We start from the raw sequence: 13,652 nt of genomic DNA, 5'->3' as shown, positions 1-13,652 counted from the left end.
GGCGGGGTCGGGCACGTCGCGGCGATAGAGCCCGTCCACCAGCACGCGCCCGGCGCCAGCGGAGAAGAAATCGGTGCGCATCAGCCCGTCGAGCCGCGCGGCCCAGTCCCGGCCCTGCGCGCTTGCGGCCTCGTCACCACTCACCGTGCGCACGAGGCGGCGCAGCAGCCGCGCCTGGGCGAGGATCCGCTCCGGCGGGTCGAGGCTCCGGCTGCCGGCGAGTTCGGCCAGCGCCGCCCGGCGGACGCTGGCCCGCGCCCGGCCGATAAGGAAGCGCAGCAGCCCGACGAGGAGAGCGGCGGAGAAGCCGAGGATCAGCGCCAGCAGCACCTCCCCCGGCACGAGCCCGGTGGCGCCGCCCGGCAGATGCAGGGCGCGAAGCTGGTCGAGGGTGGCGGGGGCCTCCGCTGGATTCATCGCGGAGCTCCCGCGCGATCACAGCACCGCATCGAGCCGCTCCATCAGCGGGGCGTAGCTTTCTGGTCCCGCCTCGACATCGAGGCGCAGGCCCGCGATGCCCCGCGCGGCATAATCGGCGAGCCGTGCGTCGAGCACCCGCTCGCCCGTACCGTCGGCGCGCAGGGAGCCGCGCCGCCCGTCGGACAGGGCGAAGGGGAAGAAGCCCGGCCGCCGCGCCCGCTCGAAGGCGTCGCTCACCAGGAGCAGCCGCACCGAGACCCGTTCGGCCACGAGCCCCAGCAGGCGGTCGAAATCTGGGCCCGGCGCATCGAGGGCGCTGGCGATCACGAGATGGCCGCCGGAGGGAAGCAGGCTCGCGGCGATGCCGAGCAGGGGTTCGAGGGGCGCGTCCTCCCCGCTTGCCGCCTCCAGCGCCTCCGCGTGGGCGACGGCGAGGGCGCCGGTGACGGACGCCATGGCGCGCTCTCCGCCCGCCGGGCGCAGCACCGTGGGCTCCCCCGCCGAGGCGATGGCAAGGCCGACCCGCCCGCCATCGGCGACGATGCGCCAGCCGAGCAGGGCCAGGGCCTCGGCCGCCGCGATCGAGCGCAGGGTCCGCTTGGTGCCGAACAGCATGGAGGGCCGGAAATCAGCGAGCAGGATCACCGCCCGGTCACGCTCGTCGTGGTGGGTGCGCACGTGCAGCAGCCCGGTGCGGGCGGTGGCGTTGCGGTCGATGTGGCGGCGGTCGTCGCCCTCCGCCCAGAGGCGCACATCCTCAGGCTCGGACCCGCGCCCTCGGCGCTTGGTGACGATGCCGCCCGGCAGGCCGGCGAGCGTGCGGGTGACGGGGGCCGCACCCCGCCGGGCGAGGTGGCGCAAGCCCATCAGCGCCTCGCCGGAGAGGTGGATCACGGCGGCGATGTCCTCAAAGGGCCTTCACCCGCCGCACGAGGTCCTCGATCAGCCCGCGCGCGGTCTTGCCCTCGGCGGAGGCCCGCCAGGTGAGGCCGATGCGGTGGGAGAGGGCGTCACGGGCGAGTTCGGTCACGTCCTCGGGGATCACGTGGTCGCGCCCGCGCAGCCATGCCTGCGCCTTGCCCGCCATCATCAGCGCGAGGGTGCCGCGGGGCGAGGCGGGATGCTCGATCGCCGCCCGCAGGTCGGGAGCGGCCTCGTCGGTGCGGGTCGCCGCCACGAGACGCACCAGATAGTCCTTCAGCGCCGGGGAGACGTAGGTGGCGAGCGCCGCCTCGCGGGCCGCACGTACATCCTCCATCGACAGGCGGATCGGCATCGGCGCGATGCGGTGGGTGATCTCGCCCTCCACGAGGTCGAGGATCGCCCGCTCTGAGGCGGCATCGGGCATGTCGACCACGACATGCAGGAGGAAGCGGTCGAGCTGCGCCTCGGGCAGGGGGAAGGTGCCCGCGTGCTCGATGGGGTTCTGCGTCGCGACGACCATGAACGGGTCGGGCAGGCGGTGGGTCTCGCCGGAGACGGTCACTTGCCCCTCGGCCATGGATTCGAGCAGGGCCGACTGAACCTTCGGCGGGGCGCGATTCACCTCGTCCACCAGCACGAGGCCGTGGAAGAGGGGGCCGGGCAGGAATTCGAAATGGCCGCTGTCCTGCCGCCACACGGTGGTGCCGGTGAGGTCGGCGGGCATCAGGTCCGGGGTGCATTGGATGCGGGCGAAGGAGCCGTCGAGCCCCTCCGCGAGGCGCTTCACCGCGCGGGTCTTGGCAAGGCCCGGCGCGCCCTCGATCAGCAGGTGCCCACCCGTGAGAAGGCCGATGAGAAGTCGCTCCACGAGGCCCGAGGCGCCGATGAGGCCAGTCTCGAGCCCGTCCCGGAGGGCGAGGACGCGCCCATGCAGGTCGGTGGGGTCGGTGCCCGGTGAGGGACGGTCGGCCAGGACTGCGCCGCTCATTGCTGGTTCGTTCCCGACACGTCGGCCGAATCCGGCATCCTGCACGTCTCCTCGCGGCCGGGTCCCGCTTTGGCCGGGATCCTCGATTGCCGCAGCCGGTGTGCCCGCCGGGCGGAAGGCCGTCAATCCTGCGTGTTTCGCGCCGCCGGGGTCATCGTGTCACGTTTTCTTCACAGGGCCGGAGGATGAGCGGCCGCCATGATCCTTGCCTCCTTTTCCTATGTCGATCTGCCCGAGCCGGCGAAATCCGCCCTGGGCCTGCTGATTGCCTTCTGCCTCGGCACTCTGATCGGCGCCGAGCGACAGTATCGCCAGCGCACGGCGGGCCTGCGCACGGCAGTGCTGGTGGCGGTGGGCGCCTCGGCCTTCGTCGATCTCGGCATGCGGCTGACGGGGCCCGAGGGCGGCACCCGCACGGTGGCCTACGTGATTTCCGGCATCGGCTTCCTGGGGGCCGGCGTGATCATGAAGGAGGGCATGAACGTCCGCGGCCTCAACACGGCCGCGACGCTCTGGTGCTCGGCGGCGGTGGGCGCCTTCGCGGGATCCGACATGCCGCTGGAGGCCCTGTTCGTCACCGCGACGGTGCTGGCCTGCAACACGGCCCTGCGACCGCTGGTGAAGCTGATCGACCGCCTGCCGATCCGCGAATCGGATACGGAGGCCACCTACGAGGTGCAGGTCACGACGGTGCCCGGCGAGACCGGCCCGGCACAGGACCTGCTGATCGAGCGGCTGGAGGCCGCGAATTACCCCGTCAGCGCCATCGAGATCGAGGAGCGGGGCGAGGATGCGGTGGACGTCATCGCCACTCTGACGGCGAGCGCCGTCGAGCCGGACGAACTCGACGCCGTGACCGCCGAGCTGCAGAAGGCTCCCGGCATCCGCCACGCCACCTGGACGAGCCAGACGACGGGGGATTGACCCGCCTCAGCGGTGCGGCGTGAGGGGGCGGCTGCGGCGCTCGACCACCACAGTCGGCCGGGCGCGACGTTCCACGATGACCGTGCGCGGGGCGCGGCTCGGGCTCGCATGGCTGAGGATCCGTTCCGGCATCCGCTCCGGCTTGGCCCGCTGGGCGGACAGCACGTGCGGGCGGACTTCCTCTGCCGGCAAGCCGATCAGCCCGGCGGCAATTTCCACCTGCTGCTCGACATCGTCGGCAAGGTCCTGGGCAGCGGCCACCGCTTCCACGATCGTCGGCGGCTCGCGGCGCACCCGGATCGGGGGAAGGTCGGCGTAGCTCTTCTGTGTCTTCTTCACGGGGCGACTCGCGGTCTTCATAGCCCTCAGCATAGCGCGCCCAGGGCTGGTTGTGCAGTGCATCAAAAGAAGATGATCGACGAACGGGCGACGTATCGGGACGCCCTTCGGTGCTGGACGGATGAGCCGGACCCCGGCATCCTCATGCGACACCGGGCCGCACAGGGACGGCGTCGTATCCCGAGGGCCCTCGCTTCCGTCAATGCGTGCGGGGACAGCCGCGTTTCGCGTTAACCTGCCCGCGCCTATCCTCTTCTCATGAGCCTTTTCGACAGTGCCGCGATGTCGCAAGATCCGCGCCTCACTCCCGCCCGGCCGCATCTCGCGGATTCACGCCTGCGCGGCATCGTCGAGGCCACACGCTTCGTCGAGGGGCAGGAGCGGCGGCTTCGCGTCCCCTCGGCCCCGCTTCGGCGGACGCCCTCGCTCCAATCCGGCACCGAGACCGAGGCTCTGCTCGGTGACGCCGTCACCTTCTACGCAGAGGAAGGGGATCACGCCTTCGTGCAACTCCAGCGGGACGGCTATGTCGGCTATCTCCCAGTCGAGAGCCTCGGCCCGGCGGATCCCGCACCGACCCATGTGGTCACGGCCGTGCGGACCTTCGTCTACCCCGCACCGGACCTGAAGCGCCCGCCGCTCGGGCACCTGAGCCTGGGGGCTCGTCTGGCCGCGACGGGGCGGGAGGGCGACTACCTCGCGACACCGCTGGGCTTCGTCTTCGCTCCGCATTGCCGCGAGGCGGAGTTCACCGTCCCCGACCATGCCGCCACCGCCGAGCGTCTCGTCGGTACGCCCTATCTATGGGGGGGCCGCACGAGCCTCGGGCTCGATTGCTCCGGGCTGGTGCAACTCTCCCTGCACGTGGCCGGGCGGGAATGCCCGCGCGACGCCGATATGCAGGAGCGCGCCCTCGGCACCGCCTTGCCCGACGACCCCGCTGCGCTGGAGCGGGGGGATCTGGTCTTCTGGCGCGGCCATGTCGGGCTGATGCTCGACCGCGATCTCCTCATCCACGCCAACGGCCACCATATGGCGGTGGCGGTGGAACCCCTGGTAGAAGCGCGGGCGCGGATCCTGGCCAACAGCTACGGCCCCGTGACCTCCTTCCGCAGGCCCTGAACAGGAACCGCCGCACCGGCGGCCCCGTTGAATTGTCAAGTTCGAAACCCCGGAGACCCGGAATGACTGGCACTCGGATCGGCCTCGCCCTCGGCGGCGTCCTGCTCGCAATGCTGCCCGGCGCGGCCCTGGCCTTCGGTGGCGGTGGCGGCGGCGGCGGGGGTTCCGGCAGCGGCCTCTCGCCGTACTCGGCCCTGAACGGCAATGATCGCTCGGCGGGCGTCAACAACGGCAATTACCGCGACCCGGCCCTCGACCCGTATCTGCGCACCTATGCGCCGGAAGCGGCGGCAGGCTACGCGGCGCCTCCCGGCCCGCAGCCCGAGCCCGCCCGGCGGCTGCGCCTGCGGCCCTATTACGGCCAGCCCTACTAAGGGTTTCAGGCCCGGCCTACTCGGCCGGGTCCTCGATCGCGCCCTTGGCCTCCTTGCCCTTGCCGCCCGTCGGCTTGGGTGCGGAGGCTTTCGGCATGGAAGACGTTGGCGCGGCCGCCCTGTGCATCGCCTGCAGGGACCACTCCCCGCCCGAGGGCTTACAGCCCGTGCCGCGCACGAAGCGGCTCTTCTCCGAGCCGACCACAGAAGCCAGGAAGTTCCGGCAGATCCTGTCGTCGGACACGAAGGGCAATCCGGTTGGGTTCACCGAACCGTAGAGGCCCGTATCCGGGTTGTCCCATTTGACCGGACGGCCGTTCCCCTGCGGATCCAGCGCGACCGTCAGCGCGGCATGCGCGCGCCGCCAATCCTCGCCGTTGAGATCAGACCCGAACGTCTTGGGTTGCTCGATGCTTCCCGTAGTCGTCGGCTCCTTCACGGCAGCCTCCGGCTCGGGCGTTCCCCGGAACAGGAGGAGGGGCTGGCTGCACCCGGCCAAGCCAAGACACAGGCACAAAGCCGCTCCTACCGGAACGAGGATCCGGAACTCTTTACAGTGACGCGAGACCATCAGACCATCACACCTGACCCACGGCGGTCGTCCGTTCGACGGATGCGCCGTTGCCCCCTCAGGCCCCGGACTTGGTGGTCAGGAGTGTTCGCTTGAACGAGTTAACGATCGGTGGCCCGGATGCCTCGATTCCGGAAGATTTCACGCGTGCCGAGAATCCGGTGACGCTGTTCAAAGCGTGGATGAAGGAGGCCGAGGCGGCCGAGCCGGAGGATCCCAACGCCATGTCGCTGGCGACCGCCGATGCCGATGGCCTGCCCGACGTGCGGGTGGTGCTGCTCAAGGCCTTCGATGAGCGCGGCTTCGTCTTCTACACCAACACCCAGTCCACCAAGGGCGAGGAGCTGGCGGCCAACCCACAGGCGGCGCTTGTGCTGTACTGGAAGAGCCTGCGGCGGCAGATCCGCGCGCGCGGCCCGGTGGAGCGCGTGACGGACGCGGAGGCCGACGCCTATTTCGCCAGCCGCCACCGGGAGAGCCGGATCGGCGCCATCGCCAGCCAGCAATCGCGGCCGGTCCCGGATCGCCAGACGTTGATGGACGAGGTCGCCGCCGTGACCGAGCGGGTCGGGGAGGGGCCGGTGCCGCGCCCGCCGCACTGGACCGGCTTCCGCATCCTGCCGACGACGATCGAGTTCTGGCAGAACGGCGATTTCCGCCTGCACGACCGGGTGCGCTTCGTCCGCGACGGTGAAGGCTGGCGGGGGACGCGGCTCTATCCCTAAGGGCATGAAAAAGCCCCGGCCGCGAGGCCGGGGCTTTCTCGTAGGGTGATGACGATCCGGAGGATCAGTCCTCGGACTTCTCGTCCTCGCCCTTGTTCTCTTCCTCGGCGGCAGCCTCGGCCTCGGCCTTCTCCTCGGCCGCCTCAGCGGACTGTGCCTCGGCGATCGCGGCCTCCTCGGCCTCGACCTCGGCGCCCAGCACCGTCGGCGGGACGATGTTGGCGACCGGATCGGTCGGCTCGCCGGTGTAGGTGCCGGCCGGGATCTTCACGTCGGAAACGTGGATCACGTCGCCGATCTGGCGGCCCGTCAGGTCGACCTCGATTGCCTCGGGGATCCGATCCGGAGCCACGTCGAGCTCGAGGGTGTGCGAGGTGATGTTGAGGGTGCCGCCGCCCTGCTTGATGCCGGGGGCCTCGTCCTCATTGATGAAGTGCACCGGCACGGCGACCGTCACGGTCTGGCCCGAGACGACCCGCAGGAAGTCGACATGCAGCGGGACGCCGGTAACCGGGTCGAGCTGGAAGTCGCGCGGGATGGCGCGCAGCTTACGGCCGCCGACCGCGATCTCGAACACGGTGGTCTTGAAGCCACCGGCATAGATCAGGGTGCGGGCACGGATGAGGTCGATGGCGATGGAGACCGGCGGCTGGCCCGCGCCGTAGACGACGGCGGGAATCTGGCCCTGGCGACGAACGGCCCGGGCGGCCCCCTTGCCGACCCGGTCGCGTGCCACGGCCTCAAGCGACTTGATGGCGCTCATAGGCGTGATCCTTCAGATAGTTGGAGCCGGAACGTAAAAAAGCCGCCCATAACGGACGGCTTAAGCCTTCCCGGCGCGCCCCTGCCTCCAAGGGTGTCTCGGGGGCGCCGGGTGGCGATACACAAAGAGGGGCCGGAAGGCAAGTTTTCGGGGCGCGGCGACCTCACGAAGGAAGGCGCCGCGCCGGATTGTCGATGCCTCGGCCGGTGGCCATGTTCGGCCACCTTTTGCCGGATCAGGCGGCGCGGACGGTCGCGAGGAAGCGCGTGACTTCGGCCCCCAGATGCTCCGACTGACGCGACAGTTCGGACGCAGCCGAGAGAACTTGGCCCGCAGCTGCCCCGGTCTCCTCCGAGGCCTGCGCCACGCCAGCGATATTGCTGGTCACCTCGCCGGTGCCGCTGGCGGCCTGAGTGACGTTCCTCACGATTTCTGCGGTGGCCGCACCCTGCTGCTCGACCGCCGCCGCGATGCTCGACGCAACGCCGTTGATCTCGCGGATGCGGTTGGTGATGCCTCCGATGGCCGAAACCGCCTGCTCCGTCACACCCTGAATCTCACCGATCTGGGTTGCGATCTCTTCGGTCGCCTTGGCCGTCTGCGAGGCCAGTTCCTTCACCTCGGTGGCCACCACCGCGAAGCCTCGACCTGCCTCGCCGGCCCGGGCGGCCTCGATCGTCGCGTTGAGTGCCAGCAGGTTCGTCTGCCCGGCGATGTTCGAGATCATGCCGACCATGTCGCCGATCTTGGACGACGTCTGCCGCAGGGCCTGAACCAGGATGGCGGTTTGATCCGCCTCGCCGACGGCCACTTGCGCAAGGCCCGCCGAGCCCTGCACCTGCCGCCCGATCTCCTGAACCGATGCGCCGAGTTCTTCGGCGGCCGCCGCCACGGTGTTGACGTTCGAGGCGGCCTCCTCTGCGGCCGCCGCCACGGAGGTGGATTGCGCGGCCGTCTCGTTGGCGGTCGAGGTCATCTGCTGTGCCGTCGCCTGCAATTCGGTCGCCGACGAGGAGACCGTACCGATGATACCGCCCACCGCGCGCTCGAAGCTGTCGGCCAGTTCCGTCATCGTGCGCTTGCGCTCGACGGCGGCCGCCTGGTCGGCGATCCGCTTGATCTCGGCCTGCTCGGCCGCCTTCTGCGCGACCATCGCCTTGATGCCCTCGACCGCCTTGCCCACCGCGCCGATCTCGTCGCCGCGCTTGGCCTCGACGATCTCGGCATCGATCTCGCCCTTCGCCATCCGTTGAAGGACGACCACGAGGCTGCCCAAAGGCCGGGTAATGCCGAAGACCGCGATCAACGCCGCCAGGATCATGGCCGTCAGCAATCCGATGACGGTGGAGCCGATCAGCAGCGTGCCGGTGTCGGCCGCAGCCTGATCGGCCCTGTCGCTGGCCTCCTTGAGCCCCTCGTCAGCAAATCGATGCGCGGCTGCACGATATCGCGGACCTTGGCACGAAGGGGCGCCGCCTCGATCAGGAGGACCTTTCCGGCCGCCTCGTTCTTGTTGGTCAGCCCCAGAACGTTGGCGCGATCGCTGATCGCGAAGAACTCCACCAGAACATTGCGAAGATTCTGGTTGGCGGCCTTGCGCTGTTCCGAATCCGATAAGGCAATCAGCGTGTCGGCGCTGCCGATGGCAGCCTTCTGCGCGGCCTCGTAACGGGCCTTGTATCCCGCCATCTCTTCATCACGCGTCTCCATGGCCATGTTGCGGCTCTGGACGGCTGCCTCATTCACGTTGAGCCGAACCGCCAGGATGTTCTCCAGCCGCTTCATCTGCACATCGACCAGCTGGCGGGTCTGAGTGGCCATCTCTCGCAGGTTCGAGCGTGCGTAGAAGACCAGTCCTCCCGAGATAGCTGCGACGATCACCAGCGGAAGCGCTATTTTGGTGATGATATTGGCGTTGTTGAGGATCTTCATTTTGACACTTCCGCGCCCTAGCTGAAAAGTAAGCTAATGAAGATTGCTTGATGTAAGTTAAATATCAGGTGCGGTTCATGCACTGCGTGCTCACAAACTTTGAGTGATTAGCGTTCTTTCGAAGCAAAATGTGCACCCTTGATACATTGTGACTAAGTAGGAACAGCCGGAATTTTTGCGAACAATTTGACGACAAAAGATCGGCGATGATTCACCTAAGTGAAGGCAGAGCCATTGCGACGAGAGGCGTGCCGACTGCTTTCGCGCGTGACGTCGTCTGTTTGAAGCCGCGAGGCAATACCCCCTCACCGCAACCCGTGCCGCGCCAGTTCCTCGGGTGCCAACTCGGCCGCGTTCAGCCGTTCGAGGATATCATCGAGCCCCACCGGTCGCGCCTCGCAGGCGTCGATGCCGACATCGCAGGAGCGGCTGGTGTCGGGGAGCCAGCCGTGGCTGTGGCCGAAGAGGTGGATCGTTTCCCGCCAGAGGCCGGGCCAAGCGCGGTGGGCGTAGTGGGAGAGAAACAGGCGCCGGTCGCGGCCCGTCCCGTCGGCCAGGGTGAGACGGGCATTCTCCATCGGGGGCTCGGCCCAGGGCAGATCGAGGATGCGGTTCGAATCGTGGTTGCCGCGCACGAGATGCTTGTGCCCGTTCAGCCGCGAGAAGATCTCCGCGCAGCGCTGCCGGCTCGAATCGACGGCGAAGTCGCCCAGGTGCCAGACCGTGTCGTCGGGCCCCACCACCGCGTTCCAGTGGGCGATCAGCGCCTCGTCATGGACCGCCACCGAGCCGAAATGCGCCCGGCCATGCCGCAGGACATGGGGATCGCCGAAATGCGTGTCGGCGGTGAAGAAGGTGGCCATCGGCTCCGGTCAAGTCGCCCCATTCCGCATCGAGGTGGAACCGGCGGGCCGTCATGCAAGGCGAAAAAGCCAGCGGCTTAAAGTCTCGCGCAGTCTCGTCGACGCTGACGAAACCGGGCGGCCAAAAATCCTAATGAAAACGAATCACTTCCACGCGACCTGTCAAGAACTGTCCAGCTTGTGACATGCGCGCTACAATGGCCAAGCTTGGTTCGAGGCGTCGCGGTCCGAACCGAGCGTTCGTTGAAGCCACAAGGGGAAGCGAAGACCCATGCAGAACTTCACCGTAACCGACCGAGAACGCGACACCGTCCTCGCCGCTTTGCGATACTACCAATTCTACCGGATGCAGGGTCACCCCTTCGATCCGCGTCAGGATCACCTGATCGACACCATCGCCGGGCAGACCGGCGAGGCCCTGGACCTCACCGAGATCGATGATCTCTGCGCGGGTCTCGCCGGCAACCCGCACGCTCTCGCTCTCAGCGCCTGACCGGGCATTCGTCGGGGCTCCGCCCCGACATTGCTCCCGCCCTCGATCGGACATGATCGCACGGCAGGGGCGGGCGATGCCGACCCTTCACGTCTGCCCCCTCTCGCGTGTCCCCGACACCGTCCTCGCGACGGGGGCGAACCATCTTCTCACCATCGTTACGGTCGGAATGCCGGTGGAGCGTCCCGCCTCCATTCCGGCCGCGAACCACACCGTGATCGGTGTGAGCGATATCGCCGCACCGCAGGCGGGCCATATCCTGCCGGGCGACGAGCACGTGGCCGCGCTCCTCGAGGTCGTCCGGGCTTGGCCGCGGGAGAAGCCCCTGGTCATCCATTGCTACGCAGGCATCAGCCGTTCGCCCGCCGCCGCCTACATCGCCGCCTGCGCCCTGGCGCCTGAACGCGACGAGGACGAGATCGCGCAGGCCTTGCGCGCCGCCTCGCCCTCGGCCACCCCGAACCGGCTTTTCGTGGAGATCGCGGATCGTCTGCTCGGGCGCGAGGGCCGGATGGTCGCCGCCATCGCGCGGATCGGGCGCGGGGCGGATGCCTACGAGGGGACCCCCTTCGTGCTTGCCTTGACCTGACCGTACCACCCAAGGGTGTGGCGCAAACGCGCCCGTGGCGGGCAAAAGCGGCGCATGACGACCCCGGCTTCGGGCATGGCGGGTTGTCCCCGCTTCGCAAGCCGCCTTAGAACCGGACAAAGAACGAGTGAAGGGATGACTGCAGAGAAACCCGATACCGACCCGTCGATCGACGCCCTGCCGTTCGAGAAGGCCCTCGAGCACCTCGAGGACATCGTGCGCAAGCTCGAGCGCGGCGACGTGCCGCTCGACGAATCGGTGGCGATCTACGAACGGGGCGAGGCACTGAAGCGGCGCTGTGAGGCCCTGCTGAAGCAGGCCGAGGCGCGCATTCAGCGAATCACCCTGACTGCCGATGGGCGGCCGGATGGTGTCGCGCCCCTCGACGTATCGTAAGGCTTCTCGGGTCGGTCCCGTGGGAAATGAGGTTGTGACCGTGGCGATCACCCCTGAGCAATCAGCGTTGCTGGATCGTGTGAACGAGCCGTCGGATCTGCGGCGTGTTCCGGAAGGCGAGCTGCAGAATGTGGCCGATGCCGTGCGCGCGGAGATGATCGACGCCGTGTCGGTGACCGGCGGCCATCTCGGCTCGGGGCTGGGCGTGGTCGAGCTGACGGTGGCGCTGCACCACGTGTTCGACACCCCCGACGACCGCATCGTGTGGGATGTCGGCCACCAGTGCTACCCGCACAAGATCCTCACCGGACGCCGCGACCGCATCCGGACGCTGCGCCAGGGCGGCGGCCTGTCGGGCTTCACCAAGCGCTCGGAGAGCGTCTACGACCCGTTCGGCGCGGCGCACTCGTCCACCTCGATCTCGGCCGCGCTCGGCATGGCGGTCGGCCGCGACCTCGACGTCGCCGCCGCCAAGGCCAAGGGCCAGAGCGCGAAGCGCCGGAACATGATCGCGGTGATCGGCGACGGCTCGATGTCGGCGGGCATGGCCTACGAGGCCATGAACAACGCCGGCGCCCTGCATTCGCGCCTCATCGTCATCCTCAACGACAACGACATGTCGATCGCGCCGCCCGTCGGCGCCATGTCGGCCTATCTCGCGCGCCTCGCCTCGGGCGACACCTACCGCACGCTGCGCGACGCGGCCAAGCAGCTCGGCAAGCTCCTGCCCAAGGCGATCTACCAGCGCGCGGCGGCGGCGGAGGAATATGCCCGCTCCCTCGTGGTCGGCGGCGGCACGATGTTCGAGGAGATGGGTTTCCACTATGTCGGCCCGGTCGACGGCCACAACCTCGACCACCTGCTGCCGGTGCTGAAGAACGTCCGCGACGCCGAGCACGGCCCGATCCTGCTCCACGTCGTGACGCGCAAGGGCAAGGGCTACGCCCCGGCCGAGGCCTCGGCCGACCGCTACCATGGCGTGGTGAAGTTCGACGTGGTCTCGGGCGTACAGGCCAAGGCCAAGCCGAACGCGCCGGCCTATACGCGGGTGTTCGGCGAGAGCCTGATCAAGGCGGCCGATGCCGACCCGAAGGTGGTGGCGATCACCGCCGCCATGCCGGGGGGCACGGGCATCGACCTGTTCGGCAAGGCGCACCCGGACAAGACCTTCGACGTCGGCATCGCCGAGCAGCATGCGGTGACCTTCGCGGGCGGCTTGGCGACGGAGGGCTACAAGCCGTTCGTGGCGATCTACTCGACCTTCCTGCAGCGGGCCTACGATCAGGTCGTGCACGACGTGGCGTTGCAGAACCTGCCGGTGCGGTTCTGCATGGACCGGGCGGGCCTGGTGGGGGCGGACGGGGCGACCCATGCGGGCGCGTTCGACCTCGCCTATCTGTGCTGCCTGCCGAACATGACGGTGATGGCCGCCGCCGACGAGGCGGAGCTGGTGCACATGGTGGCGACCTGCCACGCGCATGACAGCGGCCCGATCGCGCTGCGCTACCCGCGCGGCGAGGGCGTCGGGGTGGAACTGCCGGAGAAGGGCGTGGCGCTGCCGATCGGCAAGGGCCGGATGGTGCGCGAGGATGCGAATGCGCGGGTGGCGATCCTGTCGCTGGGCACGCGTCTGGCCGAGGCGCTGAAGGCGGCGGACCTGCTGGCGGACCAGGGCGTGGCCGTGACGGTCGCGGATGCGCGCTTCGCCAAGCCGCTGGACGAGGCGTTGATCCTGGATCTGGCGTCGCGTCACGAGGTTCTGGTGACGGTGGAAGAGGGCTCGCGCGGCGGGTTCGGGGCGATGGTGCTGCACCTGCTGGCCGAGCGCGGCGCGCTGGATGCGGGCCGGGTGCGGGTGAGGACGATGACCCTGCCGGACCTGTACCAGGACCACGACAGCCCGGAGAAGATGTACGCCGAGGCCGGTCTCGACGCCAACAGCATCGCAAAGGTCGTCAACGAGACGCTGCCGTCCGACAAGGCCGGAAAGGGCGACATCGCCGACAACGTGGTCAGCGTCCGCCGCCGTCCGCGGTAACAAACACCGTCGTTGCGAGGGACAGCGCAGCCGGGTTCGGGACCCCTCTCCCCATCTTGCGGGGAGCGGGCTGAGCCCCCCTCACCGCCGCTGCGGCTTCGCCTCCCCTTCCCGTCTGCACGACGAGGTGCAAACGGGCCTCTCCCCGCAGGCGGGGAGAGGGGTCACCGCGTAGTACCGGCGACGGATCG

The 13,652-nt window shown here is 68.9% G+C and carries 14 protein-coding genes and 3 pseudogenes; 8 read left to right on the top strand and 9 right to left on the bottom strand.

What is annotated here, in order from left to right:
• Window positions 1-60: 60 nt before the first annotated feature.
• The 3 genes and pseudogenes from ACFQE0_RS05925 to ACFQE0_RS05915 all read right to left on the bottom strand — a co-directional run.
• Window positions 61-417 (bottom strand): annotated as a pseudogene (locus tag ACFQE0_RS05925) (DUF4381 family protein); the annotation flags it as partial.
• Between the two features lie 18 nt (window positions 418-435).
• On the bottom strand, window positions 436-1,287 hold the full coding sequence (locus ACFQE0_RS05920) for a DUF58 domain-containing protein (protein ID WP_378975305.1): 852 nt from the start codon (window positions 1,285-1,287) through the stop codon (window positions 436-438).
• Between the two features lie 40 nt (window positions 1,288-1,327).
• Window positions 1,328-2,332 carry an AAA family ATPase gene (locus tag ACFQE0_RS05915; RefSeq protein ID WP_378967984.1) on the bottom strand — a complete coding sequence of 335 codons (1,005 nt, stop codon included), beginning with the start codon at window positions 2,330-2,332 and terminating at the stop codon, window positions 1,328-1,330.
• Between the two features lie 198 nt (window positions 2,333-2,530).
• Between ACFQE0_RS05915 and ACFQE0_RS05910 the strand changes: the two genes are divergently transcribed.
• Window positions 2,531-3,256: an MgtC/SapB family protein gene (locus tag ACFQE0_RS05910; protein ID WP_378967982.1), complete on the top strand. Its 726-nt coding sequence runs from the start codon at window positions 2,531-2,533 to the stop codon at window positions 3,254-3,256.
• A 6-nt stretch (window positions 3,257-3,262) separates the two neighbouring features.
• Here the strand turns inward: ACFQE0_RS05910 and ACFQE0_RS05905 are convergent, their stop codons facing one another.
• Window positions 3,263-3,595, bottom strand: a complete 333-nt coding sequence (locus ACFQE0_RS05905) for a hypothetical protein (RefSeq protein WP_378967979.1) — start codon at window positions 3,593-3,595, stop codon at window positions 3,263-3,265.
• Between the two features lie 258 nt (window positions 3,596-3,853).
• Here ACFQE0_RS05905 and ACFQE0_RS05900 point away from each other — a divergent pair, with 258 nt between their 5' ends.
• The gene (locus ACFQE0_RS05900) at window positions 3,854-4,717 is read left to right on the top strand and encodes a C40 family peptidase (protein ID WP_378967977.1); all 864 of its coding nucleotides are present in this window, start codon (window positions 3,854-3,856) and stop codon (window positions 4,715-4,717) included.
• 110 nt (window positions 4,718-4,827) lie between these two features.
• A complete protein-coding gene (locus tag ACFQE0_RS05895) occupies window positions 4,828-5,091 on the top strand; it encodes a hypothetical protein (protein ID WP_378975303.1) in 264 nt (87 codons plus the stop codon).
• Window positions 5,092-5,197: 106 nt separating this feature from the next.
• On the opposite strand, the pseudogene ACFQE0_RS05890 reads toward ACFQE0_RS05895, so the two are convergent.
• Window positions 5,198-5,662, bottom strand: a pseudogene (locus ACFQE0_RS05890) (RT0821/Lpp0805 family surface protein); the annotation flags it as partial.
• A 92-nt stretch (window positions 5,663-5,754) separates the two neighbouring features.
• Here ACFQE0_RS05890 and pdxH point away from each other — a divergent pair.
• Window positions 5,755-6,387, top strand: a complete 633-nt coding sequence (gene pdxH, locus ACFQE0_RS05885; protein WP_378967975.1) for a pyridoxamine 5'-phosphate oxidase — start codon at window positions 5,755-5,757, stop codon at window positions 6,385-6,387.
• Window positions 6,388-6,451: 64 nt separating this feature from the next.
• Here the strand turns inward: pdxH and ACFQE0_RS05880 are convergent, their stop codons facing one another.
• From ACFQE0_RS05880 to ACFQE0_RS05870, 4 genes and pseudogenes are all read right to left on the bottom strand, one after another.
• Window positions 6,452-7,150: a 50S ribosomal protein L25/general stress protein Ctc gene (locus ACFQE0_RS05880; protein ID WP_378967973.1), complete on the bottom strand. Its 699-nt coding sequence runs from the start codon at window positions 7,148-7,150 to the stop codon at window positions 6,452-6,454.
• A gap of 235 nt (window positions 7,151-7,385) precedes the next feature.
• Window positions 7,386-8,501, bottom strand: a pseudogene (locus tag ACFQE0_RS05875) (methyl-accepting chemotaxis protein); the annotation flags it as partial.
• A 2-nt stretch (window positions 8,502-8,503) separates the two neighbouring features.
• The gene (locus ACFQE0_RS27615) at window positions 8,504-9,082 is read right to left on the bottom strand and encodes an MCP four helix bundle domain-containing protein (RefSeq protein WP_417568579.1); all 579 of its coding nucleotides are present in this window, start codon (window positions 9,080-9,082) and stop codon (window positions 8,504-8,506) included.
• Window positions 9,083-9,387: 305 nt separating this feature from the next.
• Window positions 9,388-9,945, bottom strand: a complete 558-nt coding sequence (locus ACFQE0_RS05870; protein WP_378967971.1) for a metallophosphoesterase — start codon at window positions 9,943-9,945, stop codon at window positions 9,388-9,390.
• A gap of 271 nt (window positions 9,946-10,216) precedes the next feature.
• Here ACFQE0_RS05870 and ACFQE0_RS05865 point away from each other — a divergent pair, with 271 nt between their 5' ends.
• The 4 genes from ACFQE0_RS05865 to dxs all read left to right on the top strand — a co-directional run bounded on the left by ACFQE0_RS05865 (window position 10,217) and on the right by dxs (window position 13,461).
• The gene (locus ACFQE0_RS05865) at window positions 10,217-10,438 is read left to right on the top strand and encodes a hypothetical protein (protein WP_378967969.1); all 222 of its coding nucleotides are present in this window, start codon (window positions 10,217-10,219) and stop codon (window positions 10,436-10,438) included.
• Between the two features lie 76 nt (window positions 10,439-10,514).
• Window positions 10,515-11,027: a tyrosine phosphatase family protein gene (locus tag ACFQE0_RS05860; protein WP_378975301.1), complete on the top strand. Its 513-nt coding sequence runs from the start codon at window positions 10,515-10,517 to the stop codon at window positions 11,025-11,027.
• 135 nt (window positions 11,028-11,162) lie between these two features.
• A complete protein-coding gene (locus tag ACFQE0_RS05855; RefSeq protein WP_378967967.1) occupies window positions 11,163-11,423 on the top strand; it encodes an exodeoxyribonuclease VII small subunit in 261 nt (86 codons plus the stop codon).
• A 70-nt stretch (window positions 11,424-11,493) separates the two neighbouring features.
• Window positions 11,494-13,461, top strand: coding sequence for a 1-deoxy-D-xylulose-5-phosphate synthase (gene dxs / locus ACFQE0_RS05850; protein WP_378975299.1), 1,968 nt, complete (start codon window positions 11,494-11,496; stop codon window positions 13,459-13,461).
• The last annotated feature ends 191 nt before the right edge of the window (window positions 13,462-13,652 follow it).

Source organism: Methylobacterium komagatae, assembly GCF_042661665.1.
Classification (GTDB): domain Bacteria; phylum Pseudomonadota; class Alphaproteobacteria; order Rhizobiales; family Beijerinckiaceae; genus Methylobacterium; species Methylobacterium komagatae.
This window is presented reverse-complemented; position numbering and strand designations above follow the sequence as displayed.